At 28.8% G+C, this 23,011-nt stretch carries 18 protein-coding genes and 3 tRNA genes; 11 read left to right on the plus strand and 10 right to left on the minus strand.

The annotated features are described in order from the left end of the window. Positions 1-3 precede the first annotated feature (3 nt). Genes clpX through QIA27_RS03600 form a run of 3 tightly spaced genes read left to right on the plus strand, consistent with a single transcriptional unit; the run spans position 4 to position 3,873 of the window. Complete coding sequence (gene clpX / locus QIA27_RS03590; protein WP_301353922.1) at positions 4-1,296, plus strand: ATP-dependent protease ATP-binding subunit ClpX; 1,293 nt, start codon at positions 4-6, stop codon at positions 1,294-1,296. Further along, positions 1,283-3,673 (plus strand): endopeptidase La, encoded by a 2,391-nt coding sequence (lon, locus tag QIA27_RS03595; RefSeq protein WP_301386616.1) that lies wholly within the window; start codon positions 1,283-1,285, stop codon positions 3,671-3,673. Before clpX ends, lon begins: the two co-directional genes overlap by 14 nt. A 47-nt stretch (positions 3,674-3,720) precedes the next feature. Further along, positions 3,721-3,873: a hypothetical protein gene (locus tag QIA27_RS03600; protein WP_301353923.1), complete on the plus strand. Its 153-nt coding sequence runs from the start codon at positions 3,721-3,723 to the stop codon at positions 3,871-3,873. A gap of 59 nt (positions 3,874-3,932) precedes the next feature. On the opposite strand, the gene rpsD is transcribed toward QIA27_RS03600, so the two are convergent. From rpsD to QIA27_RS03615, 3 genes are all read right to left on the minus strand, one after another. Continuing rightward, on the minus strand, positions 3,933-4,559 hold the full coding sequence (rpsD, locus tag QIA27_RS03605; protein ID WP_301353926.1) for a 30S ribosomal protein S4: 627 nt from the start codon (positions 4,557-4,559) through the stop codon (positions 3,933-3,935). Between the two features lie 28 nt (positions 4,560-4,587). Then, positions 4,588-4,660: transfer RNA gene (locus QIA27_RS03610), tRNA-Met, on the minus strand. Between the two features lie 67 nt (positions 4,661-4,727). Then, positions 4,728-6,083 carry a cation diffusion facilitator family transporter gene (locus QIA27_RS03615; protein ID WP_301403617.1) on the minus strand — a complete coding sequence of 452 codons (1,356 nt, stop codon included), beginning with the start codon at positions 6,081-6,083 and terminating at the stop codon, positions 4,728-4,730. Positions 6,084-6,204: 121 nt separating this feature from the next. Here QIA27_RS03615 and QIA27_RS03620 point away from each other — a divergent pair, with 121 nt between their 5' ends. Then, a complete protein-coding gene (locus tag QIA27_RS03620; protein WP_301403618.1) occupies positions 6,205-6,570 on the plus strand; it encodes a hypothetical protein in 366 nt (121 codons plus the stop codon). A gap of 21 nt (positions 6,571-6,591) precedes the next feature. Here the strand turns inward: QIA27_RS03620 and cdd are convergent, their stop codons facing one another. Beyond that, positions 6,592-7,035, minus strand: coding sequence for a cytidine deaminase (gene cdd / locus QIA27_RS03625; RefSeq protein WP_301386469.1), 444 nt, complete (start codon positions 7,033-7,035; stop codon positions 6,592-6,594). 119 nt (positions 7,036-7,154) lie between these two features. On the opposite strand from cdd, the gene QIA27_RS03630 reads away from it, so the two are divergent. Continuing rightward, positions 7,155-8,117 (plus strand): DHH family phosphoesterase, encoded by a 963-nt coding sequence (locus tag QIA27_RS03630; RefSeq protein WP_301353935.1) that lies wholly within the window; start codon positions 7,155-7,157, stop codon positions 8,115-8,117. On the opposite strand, the gene QIA27_RS03635 is transcribed toward QIA27_RS03630, so the two are convergent. Then, positions 8,095-9,690 (minus strand): glycoside hydrolase family 3 N-terminal domain-containing protein, encoded by a 1,596-nt coding sequence (locus QIA27_RS03635; RefSeq protein ID WP_301353937.1) that lies wholly within the window; start codon positions 9,688-9,690, stop codon positions 8,095-8,097. The two genes, QIA27_RS03630 and QIA27_RS03635, sit on opposite strands and share 23 nt — an antisense overlap. Before the next feature lie 212 nt (positions 9,691-9,902). Here QIA27_RS03635 and QIA27_RS03640 point away from each other — a divergent pair. After that, positions 9,903-9,976 (plus strand) — tRNA-Met (locus QIA27_RS03640). Positions 9,977-9,988: 12 nt separating this feature from the next. Next, complete coding sequence (locus QIA27_RS03645; protein ID WP_301353939.1) at positions 9,989-10,543, plus strand: DJ-1 family glyoxalase III; 555 nt, start codon at positions 9,989-9,991, stop codon at positions 10,541-10,543. A 60-nt stretch (positions 10,544-10,603) separates the two neighbouring features. Here QIA27_RS03645 and QIA27_RS03650 read toward each other — a convergent pair whose 3' ends face one another. After that, a complete protein-coding gene (locus QIA27_RS03650; RefSeq protein WP_301353940.1) occupies positions 10,604-11,821 on the minus strand; it encodes an acetate kinase in 1,218 nt (405 codons plus the stop codon). Positions 11,822-11,846: 25 nt separating this feature from the next. Beyond that, positions 11,847-15,221: a transcription-repair coupling factor gene (gene mfd, locus QIA27_RS03655; protein WP_301386471.1), complete on the minus strand. Its 3,375-nt coding sequence runs from the start codon at positions 15,219-15,221 to the stop codon at positions 11,847-11,849. 96 nt (positions 15,222-15,317) lie between these two features. On the opposite strand from mfd, the gene QIA27_RS03660 reads away from it, so the two are divergent. The 3 genes from QIA27_RS03660 to QIA27_RS03670 all read left to right on the plus strand — a co-directional run bounded on the left by QIA27_RS03660 (position 15,318) and on the right by QIA27_RS03670 (position 18,435). Next, positions 15,318-16,283 (plus strand): hypothetical protein, encoded by a 966-nt coding sequence (locus QIA27_RS03660; RefSeq protein ID WP_301353943.1) that lies wholly within the window; start codon positions 15,318-15,320, stop codon positions 16,281-16,283. Then, positions 16,243-18,321, plus strand: a complete 2,079-nt coding sequence (locus QIA27_RS03665) for a LysM peptidoglycan-binding domain-containing protein (protein WP_301403619.1) — start codon at positions 16,243-16,245, stop codon at positions 18,319-18,321. The genes QIA27_RS03660 and QIA27_RS03665 overlap by 41 nt, the downstream gene beginning before the upstream one ends. Positions 18,322-18,363: 42 nt before the next feature. Beyond that, positions 18,364-18,435 (plus strand) — tRNA-Asn (locus QIA27_RS03670). Here QIA27_RS03670 and rnmV read toward each other — a convergent pair. Beyond that, entirely contained in the window at positions 18,417-18,962 is a 546-nt protein-coding gene (gene rnmV, locus QIA27_RS03675; protein WP_301353946.1) for a ribonuclease M5, read from the minus strand. The two genes, QIA27_RS03670 and rnmV, sit on opposite strands and share 19 nt — an antisense overlap. Positions 18,963-18,964: 2 nt before the next feature. Further along, positions 18,965-20,236 carry a M18 family aminopeptidase gene (locus QIA27_RS03680; RefSeq protein ID WP_301403620.1) on the minus strand — a complete coding sequence of 424 codons (1,272 nt, stop codon included), beginning with the start codon at positions 20,234-20,236 and terminating at the stop codon, positions 18,965-18,967. An 84-nt stretch (positions 20,237-20,320) separates the two neighbouring features. Here QIA27_RS03680 and QIA27_RS03685 point away from each other — a divergent pair, with 84 nt between their 5' ends. After that, positions 20,321-21,046, plus strand: coding sequence for a hypothetical protein (locus QIA27_RS03685; RefSeq protein ID WP_301353949.1), 726 nt, complete (start codon positions 20,321-20,323; stop codon positions 21,044-21,046). Positions 21,047-21,075: 29 nt separating this feature from the next. On the opposite strand, the gene QIA27_RS03690 is transcribed toward QIA27_RS03685, so the two are convergent. Continuing rightward, positions 21,076-22,941 carry a fructose-specific PTS transporter subunit EIIC gene (locus QIA27_RS03690; RefSeq protein WP_301403621.1) on the minus strand — a complete coding sequence of 622 codons (1,866 nt, stop codon included), beginning with the start codon at positions 22,939-22,941 and terminating at the stop codon, positions 21,076-21,078. Between the last annotated feature and the right edge of the window lie 70 nt (positions 22,942-23,011).

Raw genomic sequence — 23,011 nt, forward strand, 5'->3', positions numbered from 1 at the left:
TTTATGGCAAGAGTAAAAGGTCAAAAAGTAAAAGAGTGTTCTTTTTGTGGGCTTAGTGTTGCTGAGCTCGGGGGTAATGTTGTTATATCTAATGGAGTAGCAATTTGTCCTGAATGTTCTAAAATATGTCACAATCTTTTTAAGGAAAAGTTGTGTAAGCCACTAGATTCTAAGTCTAATGGTTTACCAACCCCCAAACAACTTAAAGATCATTTAGATATGCATGTTGTTGGGCAAGAAGATGCAAAAAAAGTTTTATCTGTGGCTGTTTATAATCATTATAAGAGAATATTGAAAAATAATAAATATGATGATGGCATTGAGATTGAAAAATCCAATATACTTTTGGTTGGGCCAACGGGCAGTGGTAAAACTTTGCTTGCAAAAACATTGGCTGCAGAGATGAATGTGCCATTTGCAATAGCAGATGCTACAACTTTGACAGAAGCTGGATATGTTGGTGAAGATGTAGAAAATATTTTGCTTAAATTAATACATGCTGCTCATGGAGATGTTAGTTTAGCCGAGAAAGGGATAATTTATATAGATGAAATAGATAAAATTGCTAAAAAAAATGAAAATGTTTCAATAACAAGAGATGTTTCTGGAGAAGGAGTTCAACAGGCTTTGTTAAAGATAATTGAGGGTACTATTGCTAATGTTCCCCCAAGAGGTGGTAGAAAACATCCTTATGAGGATACTATTGAAATTAATACTCAAAACATACTCTTTATATGTGGTGGTGCTTTTGTTGGACTTGAAAATATTGTTAAGAATCGAATAAATAAGAGTTCTATTGGGTTTTCAGCAATTGAAAAAAAGAATATAAGAGAGGATACTTCATTAAAGTATTTAGAAATGGAAGATTTGATTAAATTTGGTTTGATACCAGAATTTGTTGGTAGACTTCCTGTACATTCGTATCTTGAAAAATTAAATAAAGAAGATTTGATGAGAATATTAGTTGATCCCCAAAATTCTATTGTTAAGCAGTATTATCATATGTTTAAAATGGATAATGTTGAATTAGTATTTGAAAAAGATGCTTTAGAATCAATTGTAGATGAAGCTATTCTAAAAAATACTGGAGCAAGAGGTCTTAGGTCTATTTTAGAGGGTCTTCTTAAAGATGTTATGTTTGAGGTTCCTTCGATTAGTAGGACTAAGAAGGTTGTTGTTACAAAAGAATCTGTTTTAAATGCAGATATTAACCCATTAATTTTGGTGGGAAATGCAACTAAGAAACCTTGGGCAAAAGAGTTATATGAAATCAATCTTAAATATGATAAAAAATAAAAAAGAAGATCTTCCAATTGTTATTTTAAAAGAAAATGTTCTTTTCCCAAATATAACACTTTGGGTAACTTTTGATAATGAATATGTAATCAATTCCATAGCTCAATCTATGTTAGAGGAAAGACTTATTCTTTTTGCTTATCCAAATGAATCTAATTATGATGAATCTAGTAGAGAAGGGGTAAAGAACCTATGTTCTGTAGGCACTTATTCTAAACTTATCCAGGTTATAAAGGTCAGTAAAGACGTAATAAAGGTTTTGGTCGAGTGTCAAAGCAGAGTCCTTATAGGCAGCGTTTCAAAAAAAAATGATTATCTGAGAGCCAAAGTTACTTTTGTGCCTGATGCTGATGGATTAAACAGAGAGCTTTTTGCTTACTCTAAATTTTTAAAAGAAACTTACGAAGTTTATAGAAATTCCTTATCTTTAAAATCTTATGATAGTGATAATGAGCCAATTAATTATTTCGAGAATCCAGGTAAACTTGTCGACATTATAGCCTCTAATTCAAATTTGGAAAATAGTATAAAATTGGAGCTTTTGCAAGAGTTAAATGTTAAAACCAGAATAGAAAAGTTAATTGTTAATTTAAACATTGAAATTGACCTTTTAGATCTCAAAAAAGATATTAATTCTAAGGTTAGAGCTAAGTTGGATAAGGGGCAAAGGGATTATTTTCTTTCTGAGCAAGTTAAAGAGATACAAAAAAGATTAGGTAAAGATGAAAATGATTATATTGACAGACTAAATTCTAAAAATATTCCAGAAGATGTTAAATCTAAGATTGAAAAAGAAATTTCTAGATTATCTAAAATGCAGACGAATTCTCCTGATGCTAATATTATTAGAAGTTATATAGAATTAATATTGGATCTTCCTTGGAATGAAAATACTGTTATGAAAAATCATTTAAGCGAGATTGAGTTTATCTTAAGAAATTCTCATTATGGTATGGATGAAGCAAAAGAAAAGATAATAAATTTTTTAGCTGTTTATCAAATTAATTCCAAGGTTAAAGCTCCTATTTTATGTCTTGTAGGGCCTCCTGGTATTGGGAAAACATCTCTTGTAGAATCTGTTGCAAGATCTCTTTCTAGAGAATTTGTTAAAATATCTCTTGGTGGCTTAAGAGATGAGGCAGAAATTAGAGGACACAGAAGAACTTATGTTGGTTCTCTTCCAGGTGTTTTTATTAGTGCAATGAAAAGATCGGGCAAGTCTAATCCTGTTATTCTTCTTGATGAAATAGATAAAATTAATAATAGTTACAAGGGGAATCCCGAATCTGCTCTTTTAGAAGTTTTAGATCCCGAGCAAAATTATAAATTTATAGATCATTATTTAGAAATTCCTTATGATCTTTCTAATGTTTTATTTGTTACAACAGCCAATTCTCTTCATGGCATGTCAAAGCCACTTCTTGATAGAATGGAAATAATTAAAGTTGAGGGTTATTCTTATATTGAAAAGTTAGAAATTGCTAAGATTTTTTTGATTCCAAGTATAATTAAAGAGAGCTTTTTAGACAAAGTTTATATAAGAATAGAAGATGATGTTATTTTTAATTTAATTAGAAACTATACTATGGAATCAGGTGTAAGGGGTCTAAAGAGAGTTTTAACTAACTTGATTAGAAAACTTGTAAGGGAGTTGCTTTATGAGTATTCTAAAGATCAAATCATCAAAGGCAATTTTTATTCACCAAGTTCTTTGATGCATGGAAATAATTCGCTTTTTACTCATGATCCTGATATTCCAGGTATTTATAAAATAATTAATATTAATAATTATTATAATTACGTTGATACTGAGTATAATTTGGATTTAATTAAAATTGACTCTTCTGGATTTGTTTATGGACTTGCTTGGACAAATTATGGTGGTACAGTTCTTCCTGTTGAGGCAACTAAGTTTGAGAAAAAAGGAGACATTATTCTAACAGGTAGTCTTGGGGCTATTATGAAAGAGAGTGCACAGCTTGCATATTCTATAGTTAAAACTTATTCTTCTAAGCTTAATTTTGACGTAAAAGAAAGTCCCGAAATTCATTTACACTTTCCAGAAGGAGCAACACCAAAAGATGGACCTTCTGCAGGTATTACCATTGCAACAGCAATTGCTTCAATACTGTCTGACAAAAAAGTTCCTTTGGATCTTGCAATGACCGGTGAGGTAACTTTAAAAGGTTTTGTTCTTCCTGTGGGCGGAATTAAAGAAAAAGTTTTAGCAGCCTATAGAAATGGCATAAACAAAGTTATTTTACCCAAAGACAATGAAAAAGATTATTTTAAACTTCCAGAAGAAGTTAAGGATAATATAGATGTTAAGTTTGTTTCTAATTTGGAAGAAGTTTTTGATTATTTGAATATTATTTAAAAATTTAAATAATTAAATATTTAAATTTATATTTTAGGAGTAGATATATGAAAGATGGAGTTAGAAAACCTTCAGGGAGCAGGGCGTCTTTTAGTGCGCAGCCGTATACCAAAAGCTTAAAAAAGAATAACAGTTTTTCTTGCTTTGCTAAAAGTAATTTAGGAAAAAATTTTTTAAAGGGTAAAAAAAAGGGTAAATAAAAAAGTGGCTTTAATTGGCCACTTTTTGTTTATTTTACAATACAGAAATAAAAGGTATGTTATGCTCTCTTAGAATAATACTCTACAACCATTTGCTCATTAGCAAGTGTAGGTATCTCGTCTCTTGATGGAGCATGCTTTACTTTTATGTTTAAATCATCAGCGTTTACTTCTATCCAAGTTGGTAAATTTCTAAGAGATGAAGTTTTTTCTATATTTGATCTTATTAATTTCTTGAGACTGTCTTTTTCTTTTATTTGAATTTGATCATTTGCTCTTAATATGATTGAAGGAATTGTAACTCTTCTTCCATTTAATATAATAATACCATGAGAAACTATTTGTCTTGCGTGTGCTCTTGAGATGGCAAATCCAGCCCTATATACAATATTGTCAATTCTTCTCTCAAGTATTGAGAGTAAGTTATCTCCGGTAACACCGTGATGTTTTCTTGCTTCTTTAAAAGTGTTGGTTAACTGCCGTTCACTTACACCATAAGTAAACTTTATCTTTTGTTTTTCTATCAATTGTTTTCCATATTCTGTGATTTTAGCTTTTCTGGCTTTTCCATGCATTCCGGGAGGATGTGGTTTTTTTTTAAGTATTTTGTCATATTTTGGTTGTTCAAAAATATTAATACCAAATCTCCTTACCAGCTTGCCTTTAGCTATTTGTTTTCTATTCATCAATTCCTCACATATTAAAAATAAAATATAGCAGGGATAGGACTCGAACCTATGACCTTCGGGTTATGAGCCCGACGAGCTACCAACTGCTCTACCCTGCGTCTTACAGTATAAAATGTTAACACAACTTTATTATAAGTGTCAATTATTTGTTTGTTATTAATTTAATTAGACCAAGAAATATATATCATTTATTTCTTTATATTCTTGTTTTACAATTTTTCTAATATTTTGTGTTTTATTTATAAAACTTTGAAACTCATTTTCTGAATTCAAATTTATTTTTATGTAAAGCACAAGTTTGTTACCTTGATTGTGAAAATTGAGTGTTTTAAAGTTTATATGTAAATTTTTTAAGGTGTCTTTTACGCTTCTTTTAAGATCTATATTTTGTTTTGAGAGCAAATTGTTTGCGTTATTTATTATTACGTTAAGTCCCTCTTTTATTATTATAAAGCCAATGAATATAGACATAATTTTGTCAAAGCCACTCCACATGTAAGTTGCAAGTAGTAAGCTTAATGTAATCCCACCATGCGAGAATATACAGTTTTTATCAGCCGAAGCTAATGCTAAGAGAAGTTGGTTGTTGTATCTTTTCCCTATTTGAAATTTTGTCAAATATTCTATTATTTTCACTATAAAAAAAATGAATGGGGTCATTGGTATCCACAAGCTTTTTTTAAGGGATTTATTTGAAAATATTTCTAGTATATTTTTTTTATCTTCTTCTCTGTGGTTGTGTGGGTGATCGTGGTTGTGGTCGTGATTGTGATTGTGCGAGTGGTCATGTATATTATCATTTTTATTTTTGTTTTGGTGTATGTGTAGATTAAATCCTGACTCTCCCCCAAGAGTGATGAATTTATTTAATCCGGTTGTATTTAAAAATAGTGTAAATCCCGCCATAACTATGATTATTCCCATGATAAAAGCTATTAAGCTTTCCATTAATTTGTGTCCATGAGGGTAATGGATAGTTTCAGGTTTGCTTGTGATTTTTAAACTAAAGTAAGTTATTGTAGATAAAACAAAGTCGGCCATGACGTGGAAAGCATCAGCAATAAGCGCAAATGAGTTAAAAAGTATTCCAACAGTAAGCTTAGAGGATATTGATGCCACTTCGGTGAATATAGAGATTATTCCTATTCCCATTACAAATTTATCTTCTTCTATTTCAGATGCTAATTCTTTTTCATATTGATAATCTTTATTTTCAAATCCTAAGCTTAAAAGCTCTTCTTGTATTTCAGTAATTTTGCATGAAATTGTTTTAAATTTATTTTTTTTGCCGTAGTGAATTAAATTACTAATCATTATTCTTTCTATGCCTTCTGATTTAAAATTATCATCAATATAAAAATGAATTATTTCAATTTGATCAGCTGTTACTTTTGCTTTAAAATTTGCAATTAATCTTGAATTGTTTTCAAGATAAACGATGCAGATATCTTCTTTTTTTAAAGAATCCAGTTTTAAATAGGCAAATTTATGGATGTTTTTTAAGTTTATTACCTTAACCATAATTGTAACATTCTCCTAGTTGTTGCATAATTTTATTAATGTAGACATTAATGCTACATTTTACCAATTATTAAATTCAAGTTCAATCTTGGTTTATTAAGACAAAAGTAAGGAATATTTTATGAAGCAATCGGATTTTTTTGTGAAAAAATGTAAAAAAATTATTTTAAATAATAATTTGCACAGCTTAATTGATAATATTAAAAATATTTTTTGTGAGATTTTAAAACAGTTTGACAGGAAGTCATTAGAGGATGTATTCAATTATTATTATGAATCTTATGATCTTAATAATAGTTTATACAGCTTTGTAGAAAAATTTGTCCCAATTATTGATTTTTTATTATTTGATGATTTGGAATATAATTTTAATTTTGATGAAAAAAAACTTATTTTAAATGTATTTGATTTATCTGCTAATACTCTTGAAAGCGATAAATTAAATAGGCTTGCAAGTGCTGTAGTTTCTCTGAAGATATTAGATTAATTTAATTTTTATAGGCTGTGATTATGTTGCTGTTACTCTAAGCAGCTCTTTTCTATTAAAAGGCTCTTTAAGCAAATCTTTTAATGTATAAATTTTTATTGGTTTTTTGTTTTCATTAAATGAGTTAGATTCTGTTGTTATTATTTTTGTATCTTGATCAAAAAATTCTGCCATTACTTGCAGGCATATAGCACATGGAATAGCTTCAGGACTTGTATTAAGTAATAAAAAATCTATTTCTTGTACGCCAATTTTTGCAATCATATTTAAAATCGCACTTCTTTCTGCGCAACAAGTTGCTCCAAAGCTTGCATTCTCAACATTTGTTCCAATAAAAAAATCGTTTGTTTTAGTCTTAATGCAGGCGCCTACTTTGAATTTTGAATATGGAGAATATGAATTGTTTCTTGCTTTTTCTGCCATATAAAATGCTTTCTCGATATCTTCTTGTTTTGGTTTTTTCAAAATTACCCCCGTATATTATATTTTACTAGCTCTTGTGGCTTATTTTATTGAAATATTGTAATATAGTCAATGTAAAGCAAGCCAAAAATTTGTTTTGCGGAAGGTTCGCGCACTTTATTATGAGAGATGTTATTAATTTTATTAAAAAATACAATAATTTCATTATTATTGGGCACAAAGATCCTGATTTTGATTGCATAGGTTCATCTTTAGCTTTATCATCTTTTCTCTCAAGAATTGGCAAAAATTCTATTTTATTAAATGAAGGTCCTTTTGTTAGAAAAGAAATAGTTCCTTTTAGGGATAAATTTTTATCCGAATGGCCTAATATTGAGCTTTCAGATTATTCAGTTATTATTTTAGATTGCTCGATTTTAGATAGGATAGGTGATGAATTTATATTTTATGTAAAGAATATGCCTATTTTAGTAATCGATCATCATATGTCTGGTGAAAAATTAAAATGTGCAAGTTATATTGATCCTTTTGCACCCTCTACTACTTTTTTAATTGAAAAATTGATAAGAGAATTTGGATATGAGATTACAAAAGAAGAGGCTTGGTATATTTTAGTAGGATTTTGTACTGATACTGGTTTTTTTAAATTTATTTCAAGAAGTGATCCAGAGCCTTTTGAAATGGTTGCAAGATTGGTTTCAAAAGGAATAAGCCTTAAAGAAGTTTACAGTTATATAGAAATAACCAAAAGTCTAAAATCAATAGAAATTCTTAAGTTAATGTTAAACAATCTTGAATCTTATTGGAATGGAAAGGTTTTGTTTACATTTTTATCTTATTCTAGTTCTAGCAAAGATGGTAGTATTAGTGGGGTTAATGAGCTTTTTTATATGATTTTAAGCAATGTTGAGAATAATGAAGTTTTAGGTATTTTAAAGGAAATGGAAGACGGTTCGATTATAGTTGGACTTAGGTCTAAAGATTCTTTTAATGTTGGAAAATTGGCAGAAGATTTTGGAGGTGGAGGGCATAAAAATGCTAGTGGGTTTAGAATTAAACAAAGTTCTCTAGATATTGTAAAAAATCGAATGCTAGCATACATTAAGGATAATATTTATTTATAATATTTCTTAAAGGGATGGTTCCTTTTGGATCAAAGTCTTTAGTTAGTGTTAAAAATCCAGACTTAAATGCCAGAGGCGTTGTCCCATAAATAATTACTATGTTTTTTATCCAATTTAATTTTTTAATATGCTGAGGCGTAAGAGATACAACTACACTGATTTTGTCTTTATATTCTTTTAAATTTTCTAAATATTTCAAGCTTCCAGGCGTTGATAAACTAAAGATGACTTGCTCAAATTTTTTAATTAATTTTTTAATTTCATCAAGTTTTTGAAGATTGATACTGTTTAGGGGATAATAGTCGTAATAATAAGCATATGTATTTTGAAATATTTTTTTGCCTTCTACAATCATTTTGTAGTAAGGAGATATTATAAGAGTTTTTTTAGTTTTAGATATTTCTTTTTCTATTCTTACTTTTGTAATACTCCTTAATGTATTTTGTTCAAAAAATTTTTCACCTTCTTTTGAATATATTTTCTCATCTTTATTGAAATTAGGATAAAGATCAGATTGATTTTTATTTTCTTTTAAGTATGCCAATTTTATTCTTAATATTCTTTTATTAGATTCAATAATATTGTTTTTTATTTCTGAATCTTTTTTCATTAAGTTTAGTAACATGTTGTAAGCATTTTTTTGTATATTTTCATTTAAAGATATTAAAAAAATGTCACTTTTGGTTCTAACTATTCTTTCAATTGTATTGTAAATACTCTCATTATTGTATTTTACTGCGTTCATTAATAAGTCATCAGTAATTATTATGTTATTATATTTTAATTTCTTTCTCAGTATATCTTTAATTATTTTTGTTGAGGATGATGCAGGAATATTTTCTTCATTTGTAAGCTTTGGATATGCTAGATGGCCTGTCATTATTACCGGAATGTTTTCTTGGATTAATATTTTATATGGCAAAAGTTCATTTAAGTTTATTTCTAGAAAATTAGAATTTATTATTGGAATACTTATATGAGAGTCAAGAGTAGTATTGCCATGTCCTGGGAAATGCTTTGCGGTAGAAATTATTCCCCCTTGCTTTTGTCCTTTGTAAAAGGCCAGAGAAAGAAGTGATACTATTTTAGGATTATCTGAATATGTTCTTGGCCCTATTGCGAAATTATTTTCGTTACTATATATATCTACTATGGGTGCAAAATTTAAATTTATTCCAAGCCGACTTAGTTCTTGTGCTATATAATATCCCGTGTTATAAGAATCTTTTGGGGACAGAGATGCTGCAATTCCAAGATTACCAATTGTCTCTGATGTATTTGATTTTATGTGTTGTGCCAACCCTCCTTCTTGATCTGTTGCTACAAATAAAGGAATTTTAAATTTATTATTTTGAGATGTTTTTTGAGCTTTACTAATACTTTCTGTTAAGTTTTTTAAATTTTTTGCATTCCATCCAAAGATTTTAATTCCCCCAAGGTTTTTTTTACTTATAAAATCAAGAACAAAATTTGTGATTGATTGATTGGGATAGCTTATCATGAACATTTGTCCTAGTAGCTCATGGTCTTGCATTTTGCTTACCATTTCATTTATTAGTTTTTCTCTTTCCATTGTGTCCCAAAAATCAATGGAGAAGCAGTTGTTAGTTATAAAAAGGACAATAAAATAAAAATTTCTTCTCATTTAACCATACGAATAATAAATGCTAATATTAGCATCTATGTTTATTAGCAAATCATTTTGTATTATACTTTATAATAATGCTTTTTAATAATAACATTGACAAAGCATTATTGAAATTTATACACTTAATAAAAGTTTAAGCTGATGTAGCTCAGTTGGTTAGAGCACTCGGCTCATATCCGAGTTGTCGTGGGTTCAAGTCCCTCCATCAGCATTAGGAGTTTTAATGGAAGTTGGAATTATTCTTGCAAATGGTTTTGAAGATATTGAGGCTATAGTCCCAATTGATATTTTAAGACGGGGCAATGTTAATATTCAAGTTATCAGTGCAAATGATAATAATGTCGTGATAAGTTCAAAAGGTGTTTCTTTTTTAACAGATGATGTAATATCAAATTGTAAAGAGAGTTGTTTTGATTTAATAATTCTTCCAGGAGGCATGCCTGGAGCCACCAATCTTTTTAATTCAAAAGAATTGGATTTGATTTTAAAAGACATGAATGCTAAAGGTAAGTTTATTGCAGCTATTTGTGCTTCTCCAGTAGTAGTGCTTGCTGCTAAAGGTCTTCTAGGATTCAATAAGTTTACATGTTATCCAGGTTTGGAAAAAAATGTATTTGATGGTGAGTTTGTAGATAAAAATGTTGTGATTAGTAATAATTTTATTACCTCTAAAGGAGTTGGAACTTCATTTGAATTTGCTTTTACTCTTCTTGAAATGGTAAAGGGAAGGCAAATAATGGAAAATGTTAAAAAAGCAACTTTACTTTGTGACGGTTAAATATAAAACTATTTAAAATGGCTTTAATAAATAAATCAAATTTAGTTTTTAAATTAAAAATCATAAATTTTTTGGAATTAAATTATAAATGTCTTCAAGAATGGTTGATTCTTCATTTGTTGGTATTACTAGTATTTTTACTTTGCTCTTAGTTGTTGATATTTCGGATTCCAAATTTTTGTTTTGAGCCATTTCATTTTTTTCAAGGTCCAGCTCTATTCCAATTTTTTCAAACCCTTTTAGTGCAAGATTCCTTACCCCATAATCGACAATACCAATCCCGCCTGTAAAAACTATTGCATCGATATTAAAATCAAGAATGGCAATGTAAGAGCCAATATATTTTTTTATTCTATATGTCATTATCTCTACTGCAAGTTTTGATTGATATTCTCCTTCTTCAATTTGGTTCCAAATGTCTCTCATGTCATTTGATTTTCCAGAAATTCCTAGTATACCGCTTTCTTTATTTAATATTTCTTCAATTTGTTTAGTGGTTTTATTTAATATTGTGCTCATTAAATTAATAATTGCTGGGTCTATATCACCACTTCTTGTTCCCATTGCAAGGCCTTCAAGTGGAGTAATTCCCATACTTGTGTCGTAAGATTTTCCATCTTTAACAGCATTGATGCTTGCTCCATTTCCAAGATGTAATATTATTAAATTTAGATTGTCTATTTTTTTATTTAAAATTTTTGAGGATCTTTTTGTTATGTACGAATAAGAAAGGCCGTGAAAGCCATATTTTTTAATATTGTGTTTTTTATACCAAGAATATGGGGTTGCGTAAAGAAAAGCATGTTCTTTTATAGTCTGATGCCATGATGTATCGAAGCATAAAACTTGTTTTGTGCGTGGTAAAATTTTAAGTACCGCTTCTATTGCGGTGATTGCGCTTGGGTTGTGAAGTGGGGCAAGTTCAGAAATTTGTTTTAATTTATTTAAAATGCTAGTTGTAAGAATTACTGAATTTTTAAAGTTTGATCCTCCATGTACAACTCGATGTCCTATTATTTTAATCTCACTAATAGTTTTAATGATTTTTGAGTTACTATTTAACAATATTTCAAACATTTTCTCTATTGCTTTTTGGTGATTTTCAATTCCTTTTTCAAATCTTTCTGTTGTTGATCCGTCGGTATTTATAATTTTTATGATTGATTTTGGTAATTTTATTTTTTCAATAATTCCAGATATTAATTTTTTTGAATTTTCATATTGATAAATAGCAAATTTTAATGAAGAACTTCCTGTGTTTATGATTAATATTTTCATTTTTTTTCCTTTTATGTTTGACAAGCTATGTGTTTGTTTTTAGTAAGTTAATGTTTTTATATATGTAATTTATTTTGTCAGATTTTTCAATATTTTTAAAGCTTAAAAATATTGATTTTTGATACGATGGATTTAATAGTAATAAGTTAGGATGCTTTTGAACTATTTCTATTATTTTGTTCATAGGAATGCTTTCTGTATTTTTATATTCTATTTCCAAAGTTCTATTTGTTTCTTTTAATTTTTTTATGTTTAATTTTTTTGCTAAAATTTTAAGTTCAGCCAACATTAACAGGCTATTTATTTCTTTAGGTATTGGGCCAAAGTTGTTGTGGATTTCCGTTCTTATCTTTTTACTTTCTTCTTCGGTTTGAATTTCAAAGATTTTTTTGTAGATTAGTATTTTGGCTTGCTCATTTTTTGCATAATTGTCAGGAATAAAACCGCTATAGTTAATTTCAATATCAACTTCTTCTTCTGATGAGATTTTCCCCATTTTTTTTTCAATTGCTTTATTTAGCATTGTTAAATAGCAGTCCAATCCAATCGATTCAATTTCCCCATGTTGTTCTCTACCAAGCAAATTTCCAACACCTCTTATTTCCATATCTTTCATTGCTATTTTAAATCCTGATCCTAGGTCTGAAAATTCGGTTATTGCTCTTAGTCTTTCAATAGAGCGTTCATTTAGCTTTTCGCTATCTTGGTACAAAAAATAAGCATAAGCTTTTTTGGATCCTCTCCCAACTCTTCCTTTTAGTTGATATAGCTGTGCAAGCCCAAACTTGTTTGCATTGTTAATTATTATTGTATTTGCATTTGGAATGTCTATTCCATTTTCAATTATTGTTGTTGCCAATAAAATTTGATACGCTTTTTGAATAAAATTGTGCATTATGTTTTCAATCTCGTCTCCTGTAAGTTTTCCATGAATTATTGCAATTCTTGCGTAAGGAGTTAATTTTTCAATTAGTGTTTTTAAATAATGCAGTTCTTCAATATTATGATTTACTAAAAAAACTTGACCATCTCGAGATAGTTCACTTTCAATTGCATGTTTTATTAAAAGTTCACTAAACGGCTCTAAATAAGCTTCTATTTTTACTCTGTTTTTAGGCGGAATTTTTAAAACAGAAATATCTCTGAGTTTAATTAGTGACATGTGAAGAGATCTGGGAATTGGTGTTGCAGAAAGAGCAAGACAATCAACTGAAATTTTTATTTCTTTAAGTTTTTCTTTTTCCTTTACGCCAAATCTTTGCTCTTCGTCAATTATTATTAATCCCAAATTTTTGCAGGTGAATTTTTTTGAAAGAATTTTGTGTGTTCCTATTACTATATCAATTTCCCCGTTTTTCAATTCTTTTAAAATCCGTTTTTCCGTGTTATTTTTTATAAATCTGCTTAATACTTCGATTTTGATTGGAAAATTTTTGAATCTTTTTTTGAATGTATTGAAATGCTGTTCTGCTAAGATAGTTGTTGGCGAAAGTACAATAACCTGTTTGTTTCCCATTACAGCTTTAAACGCAGCCCTCATTGCGACTTCAGTTTTTCCAAATCCAACATCTCCACAAAGAAGGCGATCCATCACTTTGAAACTCATCATGTCTTCTTTGATTTCTTTTATTACTGTTATTTGATCTGGAGTTTCATCGTATGGAAATTCAGATTCAAATAACAATTGCAAGTCGTTATCTTTTGGGTATTTAATACCTTTAATGCTTTCTCTTTTTGAATAAAGCTCTATTAATTTGTCTGCAATCTCTTCGATTCTTTTTTTTGCGTTTGCTTTATTTTTTATCCATGTTTTAGAACTAATCTTATCTAATTTAATATTTTTAGGATTACCCCCAATGTATTTTTGGATTAAATTTGTTTGTTCAATTGGAATAAATAGTTTTTCTCCTTCAGCGTATTCAATCTCAATATAATCTTTTTCAAGAGAACTTGTTTTGATTCTCTTTATTTGTCTGAATATACCAATTCCATGGTTTATGTGAACCACATGGCTATTTTTTTCAATCTCAATAAAAGAGCCAATAGCTTTTGTTTTTGAAGATTCAAAGGTTTTGTTTATTTTTTCCCCTGTATTGAAGATGTTTGATTCAAGAATAATGGCAATTTTTTCTTTTTCTATTATTAAAGAGCTAGATATTTTTAAAACTTCAATTGATACTTTTGGCAAGTCTTTAAAAATATATTTAAGTTTTTCTTTTTGTGATTCAGATTCTGCTGCAATAATGATTTTAAATCCATTTTTTAGCCAGTTTTTGAATTCTTCTTTTGCAAGCATAATATTTGAAAAAAAGTTTCTCTCACTTTCAATTTTAAATTCTACAACTTCTTTGGATTTAGAACTTTTAATCTTTGAAAATAAAACATCGCTTTTTAGATTGAAGGTTTTAGAATTTAAGAGAATTATTTTTGGATCAATTATATTTTTGCCAGCTTCTTTTGCTTCTTTATAAAGCTTTTCATATTCTTGGTGTATTTTTTCAATTTCTTTTTCGAAATTGTTAATTTCAAAGTTTACAATAGGTGTGTTTTTTTCAATCTCATCACTTAAGTAAGTATTTGCTACTAGAGGATAAAACATTTCTTCTGTTTTTGTTTCTTTTTTAAAATTCAATTCTTCAAAAATTTTTTTATATTCAACAGATTTAATCTTTGTTTTTAAGTTGTTAATAACTTCATTGTTCCAAATAACTTCTTTTTTTGGAATAATTTGGAATTCTGAAATTTCATTGTCTTGTTTTAATTGGGTTAAAGGATCGAATTTCCTTATTTCTTCTATTTTGTCGAAGTTTAGTACAATTTTTATTGGGGTTTGTTCCCCAAAAGGGTATATGTCTATAATTTCTCCTTTTATTGCAAATTCTCCTGGAATTGTTACTCTGAATGTTTTTTCATATCCCAATGTTATGAGAGTTTTTTCAATGTCTGATGTATTAATCTTAGTATTTTTTTCAATTTTATATATATTTTTTAGTAATGTATTTTTATCTGGTATTTTACTAAGCAATGATTTTAAGACTGTAATGTATACCCCAGGATTTTTTTTGTAAAAATTTATCAAGAATTTGATTCTTTCGCTAAAAATTGTACTTTTTGAGCCAATGCCCTTGTATACAAGGGGGCTAAAATAGTTAAGCTCAAAGATTTGATTTGTAATTACTTTTAAATCATTTTTAATTTTATCTAATGTATTCTCGTCTTTAACTATTAATATTATTTTTCCGGTTTTACTATATTCTTTGATTTTTTTAATTAAAAAAGCTTTGAAAAATCCTTCATATCCTGTTAATGAAAAAAATGTATTTTGTTCTAAAAATTCTTTCATTTTTTTTAAATTGGAATTGTTTTTTAGTATTGTTGTTAGTTCTTCATCTATATTCATTTTTTACCTTTTTGTTTAATTAATTTAGTATAATAATATACTATAGGTATTATTATTTTCTTTATATATAATGTGGTTAGGTTTTGAGGGGAGCTTATGAAAATTAGAAAATTGCTTTTTTGTATCTTTTTTACGAATATTTCTTTTGTTTTGTTTGCGGAGGGAGATTATAAGGGCCTTGATTTTAAAATCAAGTTTTTTAATCAATCTATTTATCGTGTCAATAGCAATGTTTTTATTGAAGTTTCTCTTAGTAATGTGTCTGATAGTGTTTTAACTTTAGAAATAGGCGATATTAATTCTTTTGGCTTTGATTTTGATGTCACTGATACCACCAATATTAAAGTTAAAAGACCTATTGAATATGTTAAAAAGAGATCCAAGAATGTTGCTATTCCTGTTAGAAATATGAGCTTGAGACCTAATGAAAAGTTTTCTGTGGTTATTAACTTAAATCAATTTGTTAAGTTCAGTAAAGATGGAGTTTATTTTGTTAAGGGCATTTTTTTCCCAGACATTTCAGATCCATCTAAGAAAAAAGAATCCAATATTATTACGCTTTTTTTAAATGATAGTTTTGATGAAAATTTGGGTAGTATAGACCTTGTTAATTTATCTGAAAATAAGGATATTCAAGATATCTTGAAAAAGAAAAAACTGTCTCCCGACGAGATTGTCAAATATTTACTAAAGGCATTGCAGCTTGGTGAAAAAGAAAAATTCTTTTTATATCTTGATATTGAAGGCTTGTTATTAAATGACAAAGGTAAAGCATACCTTTATAAGCAGAAGTTATCTTCTGTTCCTAATAAAAATGTAGTTAAAGAGTATAAGGAATATTTGTGGAATTCTAATAGTTCAGATATTTCAAAAGCACCAAATGAATTTTCTATTATTGAGACAACTTATTCTGATACTGCGGGTAAGGTGATTGCTGATTTGTATTTTGACGATGGGCATTTTTATATTTCCAAAAGATATACTTTTTTCTTCAAAAAATATGATTATTATTGGATAATTTATGACTACATTGTTCAAAATATTGGCATTAAGGAAAAGTAAAACTTTTTGTGTTTTGCAAATTATAGAGCTTATTATATTATTTTATTTTTTAATAATAAGTCCTGTTAATCTTAATGCTGATTTTGAGTATAAGGTTGTCAAAGGAGATACTCTTTTTTCAATTGCAATTAAATATAAAGCTAAAGTAAAAGATCTTAAAAGGATTAATAAACTTGATGTTGACAATATTAGGGTAGGTCAAATATTAATTATTCCAAGTGATTCTAATTTAGATCAAAAACTTACCCATAAGGTCAACCATTCTATTAGGTCGCTAGAATCTGTTAATAAAGGGGTAATTTTTTACACTGTCAAAGAGGGTGACACTATTGAGAGTGTTTCAAAGCTTGTTGGACTAAGTCAAGAAGAGATAATAGCTTGGAATGATTTGCGCTCCAAGGATCTTAAAGTTGGAATGAAACTTGTATTAACTGAACCTGATTTTTTAAAGCCCTATGTAGTTAAGAAAGGTGATTCACTTTCAAAACTTTCTCAAGATTTTGATATTAGCTCTAAGGATATTTTAAAATTTAATTTTCTAAATAATGACAAATTAAAGATTGGTCAACAGCTTTTTTTAAAGAAAGCTACTGAGAATGTTAATTTTCATTATGTTAAAAAAGGAGAAACTCTTGGTAGAATAGCCTATATTTACGGTGTTACTGCTAAGGATCTTGTAGCTCTTAATGGTAATCGGGCTATTAATCTTAAAGCAGGCTCGTTGCTAAATGTTTTAAAGATTGTAAATAATGATTTGGAAAAGCCTGTTGAGGGAGATTTAAAAATTGATAAAAAAATAAATAATCAGTTTATTTATCATTCAGTTACTGTAGGTGAGACTTTATATAGCATTGCCAGACATTACGGGGTTTTAATTGAGGATCTTAAAAATTGGAATAATTTAAACAGTAACAATATTATGCACGATCAAAAATTGAAAATTTTTGATAAAAAACTTTTATTTGATTCTTCTACAATTAAATCTAAAAACAAGGTTGATTCTAGCGCTAGTTCTTCTGACAAAGTCCAAACAATAGTTAATCTTCCCTCAAGTAAAAGCAAAAAGCTAAATTTAAATACTTTTGAGATTTCTGCTAATCAAGCTCTTTTTGATATTAGCTCTTTGGTTATTTTAGATTCCAAAATACCAATATTTGAGGTTGTTGGCGATTTTTATTATTGGTATAGGCCAAAAAAGATAAGTCAGCCAAGTGAATTTTATTCAGAAGATTGGCATTCTCCTTTAAATTCTTATAAAAAGGCAACTCAACTTTTCAAAAGTTTTGAAAAGTTGGTAAATTCTAGGTTTAATAAAGGATCAAGACTTAAAGATAAGTTAATAATTCTTGATCCTGGTCATGGGGGCCTTGATCCTGGAGCTATTGTTAAGTCTAGAGACGGTCTTGGAAACGAAGTTTTTGTTGTTGAAGATGAGTATGTGTATGATATTGCTTTAAGGCTTTATGTATACCTTAAAGAAGAGGGGGCCAATGTTGAGCTTACTATTTTAGCTCCTGATCATTTAATTAGGAATAGTGTTTTGGCTAACAATACTTTTGTTAATGTTAAAAATGAGGTTTATAATGATTATGACCTAAATAAAAATGATACTGTTGATTCCTGGATAAACGGTACTCCATCAGGCCTTAAAAAAAGATTGATCGTTGTTAAAAACATTGTTAGTAAATATAAAAATATTAAAGATAAGGATATAGCCTTTTTTAGTTTGCATGCGGATAATAGTGTTGGAGCGCCTAAGAGTATGGGGTTTTATTATCAAAAAGATGACGAAAAAAAATATGATGTTCATTCAAAGTCTGTAGCAGAAAAAATTACAGAAGGAATGAAAAGAAGTTCTTATGTTAAGGGTCAAAATCTCCATGTTTTAAGAAACAATATAGTAATGACTAAACTTTTAATAGAAGTTAGAAATTTGGCATTTCCGGAAGAAGCTTGGTCTATTAGATCTTCTAAGCTTAGAGATCAAGATTCTAAAATTCTTGCTAATGGGATTTTAAAAATATTGGAAAATAATTGACAAAAATTTTTAAATTTAAGATAATATTCATAGTGTTCAATTTCCCCTATAGCTCAGTGGTAGAGCGGGTGGCTGTTAACCACTAGGTCGGAGGTTCAAGTCCTTCTGGGGGAGTTAATTAGGCTTAATTGTTTTTTTAATTCTATTTTTGTTATTTTAAAGTAATTAAGTCTTTCTAAGAATTTTTTATTGTTTCCATGTCCCAAGCAAAGGTGCTTTTGTATTTTTTGTCTATTTTCTTTCGAATTTTCTCCTATTAGGCCAAGTTCTAGCAAATCGTTTAATGATAATAAATCTTTTTGATTATCTTTAGATAAAGTTCCAACTTCTTTAAGTATTTTTATTATTTCTGTTTTATTTACCGATTCAACTTCGGTATCTTTAGTATTAAGATATGCATGTTTGATTTTATTATTTTCTCCCAGATGTTTGACTATTCTTTGCCTAATAATATTTCCAGATTTATCGCTGTCTGTTAAAATTATTATTCCTTTGTATTTTAAAGCTTTTTTTAGCAATTCAATAGTTTCGATTTTTAAAGCAAATCCTTTTGTTTCTATTACTGTGCAGTTAAAAGATTCTTTTATTCTTTTAAGATCGTCTTTTCCCTCGACTACAATTATTTCTTTTATTTTTTCCAATTTTAAATTCCTTGTTCAAAGAAAGCTCTTAGCAATTTAATTGCTTCTATGTGGTCAGCTATTGATACTGTTTCGCGTAGGGAGTGCATTGCCCACATTGGTGTTCCAATGTCAATAGTTTCTATTCCTGTTCTTGCATTTGAGATTGGACCAATTGTTGTGCCTGAAGGAACATTTGCTTTCATTATTATTTCTTGAATCTTAATATTATTTTTAATAGCCAAGTTTTTTAATTTTGCAAATCCTGTTGAAGTTGTTGCATATCTGAAATTGGCGCTGTTTTTTACAACTATGCCTTTACTTAGAGTTGCTTGATATTTTGGATCATGTTTAAATGTGTATCCTGGATGAATACCGTGAACGCTGTCAAACGAAATATTAAATGATTTGTTTGTTTTTATTAAATGCTCTTCTCTGGTTAAGTTAAGAGCAAGATCAATTCTTTCTAAAACTTCTGATAAAAAATTGGAATCAGCGCCTCTTGAGGTTAGAGATCCTACTTCTTCGTTATCAAAAAATACAGCCATTTTGTTTTTATTATTGCTTGCATGAATATAAGAGTTCATGATTGCATGGCATCCTGATTTGTTGTCAAGATTTTTCGAGGATAAAAATTCTTTTTCAGTTCCTATTATTTTGGAAGGTTGTGATTCTGTAAATATTAAATCACAAGATAGAAAATTTTCATATTCTATTCCAAGTTGTTCTAAGATGCTATCTTTTATTGATTTTTTAGTGCTACTTATTACTGTTAAATTGTCATGAGTATTATATCCAAATCCTTCGTTAATTTGTCGGTTTAAATGGATTGCAAGGTTTGGAATAATTCCTATGTTTTCAATATTGATTAATTTTGAATTGATATTTTCATTTTTTTTGAAATATACAATTCCTGCTAAACTTAAGTCTCTGTCAATCCAAGTAGAAATTATTGGGCTACCATAAACTTCAATATGATTGTAGAATACGCCACTTGTGTTTTCTGTTGCATCTATTTTTAATTTTAGTCCTGGACTGTCTGTATGTGCTGTTGCTATTAGAAACGGCTCATATTTTTTTTCCATGTCAATATTAAAGGCAATAAGGCTAGTTCCTTCTTTTTTTATGTAATACGATCCTGTTTCAATTTTCCATTTTTCATCAAGTTTTAATTGTTTTGCATTAAAATAGTTTATTAATTTCTCTTCAATATAGTTTACTAAATGATAAGGTGTAGGACTATTGTCTAGTAGATTTTGAAAAAATTTTGGTTCTAGTGTTTTATCGTGCACCATAGGTGTTCTCCTTTAATTTTATTGCTTTATAGCTATATATTCTATTATAATAATTTTTAACTGTATATTAGTTTGGAGTTTGTCATGAGAAAGCGTTTTGTCAGCTGGATTTTGTTGTTTGTTTTTTTTGCTTGTAGCTCTAATGTTGAAATTGAATTAAAAGATGATATTAGCGGTATTGTTTCAATATTTGTCAATGTTAATGGAGAATTTGAAAGAATTAGAAAAGAGCTCTTAACAACTTTGGTGGGAGGAGAAGTTGCAAGCATGCCTCTTTTCCCTGTAGATGAAATAAAAAAATACTTTAAAAATGGAGGAGAAAAGCTTGGACTTAAGCTTTTAAGTATTAAAACCCAAGGGGATTCTATTAATTTAGTTGTTAAGTTTGATAATTTAATTAAAGTTTTAGGCGATTATATGGAAAAATCTGATATTTCTGTTTTTAAGATAGAAAAAAAAGATGGTAAAAATATTATTGAACTTGATATTAATTTGGAAAACGCTACTAAGAATATTAATAAAAATAAAGAATATATTAGTGATGCACTTGCTGCTCTTTTGCCATCGGATGAGATTCCAATGTCTGCTGAAGAGTATAAAGATGTTTTGGTTTATTTTTTATCGGAGTTTACTCCTAAAGCTAGCGAACTTATTGACAATTCAAAACTTAATCTTATAGTTAAGACTTCTAGAAATGTTCAAGAACAATTTGGATTCAAACAGATTAACTCAAACACGCTAAAGTTTGAGATGGACATGGTTAAAGGATTGAGTCTTGAAACACCAATAAAACTTAGAGTAGTTTATTGACAGAAGTGCAAGAATATAAACGATTAAGTTTATATTCTTGCATTGTATTCTTTTTTAAAAATTCCTATTAAAACAGCTGTTAAAATTGATCCTGCTAAGATAGATATTATCCACATTAATGGGTTTACTACTATTGGTAGAATAAATATCCCACCATGTGGCGCTATAACTTCTACCTTAAAAAGTGCAGAAATAAATCCCCCCACAGATGATCCTAGTATGCATGCAGGTATTACTCTTAAAGGATCTGATGCTGCGAATGGAATTACTCCCTCTGTAATAAAGCACGCTCCTAGAAAATAACAAACTTTTCCGGACTCTATTTCTTCTTTTGAGAACCTGTTTTTAAATAAACTTGTAGCAAGGGCAATTCCTATAGGCGGCACCATTCCTCCCGCCATTATGCTTGCGTGAGGAATATAATTTTTTGCAGTTATCATTGCAATTCCAAATGCGTATGCAGCTTTATTTACAGGTCCTCCCATATCTATGGCCATCATTCCCCCAAGTAAAGCTCCAAGTATTGCCATATTAGTTCCGCTAAGTTGATTTAGCATATCTGTTATTGATTCATTAATAAATGATATTGGACTAAGCATTACATATATTAAAATTCCTGAAATTATAACTGATAAAAAAGGATAAGTTAATACTGGATTAATTCCCCTTAAATTGCCAGGAATGATTTTGTCAGATATTTTTTTTACAATTAGTGTAACGTATCCTGAAATAAATCCGGCTAAGATGCCTCCCAGAAATCCCGCATTTCCATTGCTCATCATTAATCCTGTAATCATTCCAGGTGCAAGTCCCGGCCTTTCTGCTATGCTAAATGAAATGTAGCCAGCAAGTATTGGGATCATTAAAGCAAATGCGCTTCCACCGCCGATTTGCATCAGAATATCTGCTATTTTATTGTAGCTTGGATCGTTTATATCAAATGCTTTGATTCCAAACATAAATGATATTGCTATTATTATTCCTCCTGAAACTACAAATGGAAGCATAAATGAGACCCCATTCATTAGGTGTTTATAAATTCCTATTCTTTGGTTTTGTTTAGGTTTTTCGGCGGTTGTGCTTGTATTGCTTTTGTTGTAAATTTGTGCTTCGTTTTTAAGAATTGTTTGAATAAGTTCTTTTGCTTTGTGTATGCCGTCTTTTACCCCTACTTCAATTAAAGGTTTTCCGATAAATCTTTCTTTGTTTATAGTCTTACCAGATGCAATAATGATTCCCTTTGCGTTTTTTATTTCTTCTTCTGTTAATGGGTTTTCGGTTCCACTAGATCCATTTGTTTCTACTTTTATGTTTATGTTTAATTCTAAGGCTGCTTTTTTAAGGCTTTCTGCTGCCATATAAGTGTGAGCTATTCCCACAGGACATGCTGTTACGGCAAGAATGAAATCTTTTTTTGTATTTAAATTGTTAGATTTATTTGTATTGCCATTACTCATAATTATTTCTAAAAATCTATCTTCATTATTTGTGCTCATCAGTTCATTTCTTAGTAAGTTGTTGCTAAAAGTGTTGCTTAGATATGATATAGCTTTTATGTGCGCATTACTAGGAGTTTCTTCGGGGAGAGCCATCATGAAAAACAGTTTTGAAAGTTTTTGATCAGAAGAGTTAAAATCAAATCCATCGCCAACAACTCTTAGAATAGCAATTCCGTGTTTTTTAATGAAATTGCCTTTTGCATGGGGCATTGCTATATGTTCTTCAATGCCTGTCCCGTTAATTTCTTCTCTTTTTTTAATTTCATTTATGAATGCTTCCATGTCATTTAAATATCCATTTTCATTGAGCATGCTAGCCATTTTTCTAATTACATCTTCTTTGCTGGTTGCATTGTAATTTAAAATAATTAAGTTTTTTGAAAATAAATTTTGCATAATAATCACCTTTATATATTATATAGTGTATATATATTTGTTAAATTTTACATTTATTTAATTGATTTTA

Origin of the sequence: [Borrelia] tanukii (assembly GCF_030439725.2) — a bacterium.
GTDB classification, from domain to species: Bacteria; Spirochaetota; Spirochaetia; order Borreliales; family Borreliaceae; genus Borreliella; species Borreliella tanukii.

Excerpts from the sequence above, each read along its gene's own strand:
- QIA27_RS03615 (WP_301403617.1), bottom strand. The coding sequence starts at position 6,083 with ATGGTTAAGGTAATAAACTTAAAAAACATCCATAAATTTGCCTATTTA.
- QIA27_RS03635 (WP_301353937.1), bottom strand. The coding sequence starts at position 9,690 with ATGGAAAGAGAAAAACTAATAAATGAAATGGTAAGCAAAATGCAAGAC.
- QIA27_RS03620 (WP_301403618.1), top strand. The coding sequence starts at position 6,205 with ATGAAGCAATCGGATTTTTTTGTGAAAAAATGTAAAAAAATTATTTTA.
- QIA27_RS03645 (WP_301353939.1), top strand. The coding sequence starts at position 9,989 with ATGGAAGTTGGAATTATTCTTGCAAATGGTTTTGAAGATATTGAGGCT.
- QIA27_RS03650 (WP_301353940.1), bottom strand. The coding sequence starts at position 11,821 with ATGAAAATATTAATCATAAACACAGGAAGTTCTTCATTAAAATTTGCT.
- QIA27_RS03660 (WP_301353943.1), top strand. The coding sequence starts at position 15,318 with ATGAAAATTAGAAAATTGCTTTTTTGTATCTTTTTTACGAATATTTCT.
- QIA27_RS03690 (WP_301403621.1), bottom strand. The coding sequence starts at position 22,941 with ATGCAAAATTTATTTTCAAAAAACTTAATTATTTTAAATTACAATGCA.
- QIA27_RS03680 (WP_301403620.1), bottom strand. The coding sequence starts at position 20,236 with ATGGTGCACGATAAAACACTAGAACCAAAATTTTTTCAAAATCTACTA.
- QIA27_RS03665 (WP_301403619.1), top strand. The coding sequence starts at position 16,243 with ATGACTACATTGTTCAAAATATTGGCATTAAGGAAAAGTAAAACTTTT.
- QIA27_RS03685 (WP_301353949.1), top strand. The coding sequence starts at position 20,321 with ATGAGAAAGCGTTTTGTCAGCTGGATTTTGTTGTTTGTTTTTTTTGCT.
- QIA27_RS03600 (WP_301353923.1), top strand. The coding sequence starts at position 3,721 with ATGAAAGATGGAGTTAGAAAACCTTCAGGGAGCAGGGCGTCTTTTAGT.
- QIA27_RS03630 (WP_301353935.1), top strand. The coding sequence starts at position 7,155 with ATGAGAGATGTTATTAATTTTATTAAAAAATACAATAATTTCATTATT.
- rpsD (WP_301353926.1), bottom strand. The coding sequence starts at position 4,559 with ATGAATAGAAAACAAATAGCTAAAGGCAAGCTGGTAAGGAGATTTGGT.
- clpX (WP_301353922.1), top strand. The coding sequence starts at position 4 with ATGGCAAGAGTAAAAGGTCAAAAAGTAAAAGAGTGTTCTTTTTGTGGG.
- mfd (WP_301386471.1), bottom strand. The coding sequence starts at position 15,221 with ATGAATATAGATGAAGAACTAACAACAATACTAAAAAACAATTCCAAT.
- lon (WP_301386616.1), top strand. The coding sequence starts at position 1,283 with ATGATAAAAAATAAAAAAGAAGATCTTCCAATTGTTATTTTAAAAGAA.